Consider the following 257-nt stretch of genomic DNA (forward strand, 5'->3'; position numbering starts at 1 on the left):
AAAAATTTGTTGGCACACGCAACATTTATTAGAGCACAAATACCATAATAAACCTTTGGTATTTATCAGCACTAAAAATTCACGAGGCGGTAGTGAAATCTTTGTTTACCATAAAGATATGACGATCTTGTTCTCTTCTGTTGTGACTGAAATCGATAATAAAAAGCTCAGAGTTCATGATGCAAAAATTCTATCTAGTCGAGATAACTATGAGCTAAGCACTTTTACAGTATTGGAATAAGATGGCTAACATATTG

Annotated in this window: 1 protein-coding gene; it reads left to right on the forward strand. The window is 33.1% G+C overall.

The genetic code is table 11. The features are described from left to right. Positions 1-241: hypothetical protein (locus V6255_RS18095; protein WP_341629386.1), on the forward strand; the 241-nt coding region annotated here is incomplete at its 5' end. Positions 242-257: the final 16 nt, after the last annotated feature.

The organism is Psychromonas arctica, assembly GCF_038155225.1.
Lineage (GTDB): Bacteria > Pseudomonadota > Gammaproteobacteria > Enterobacterales > Psychromonadaceae > Psychromonas > Psychromonas arctica_B.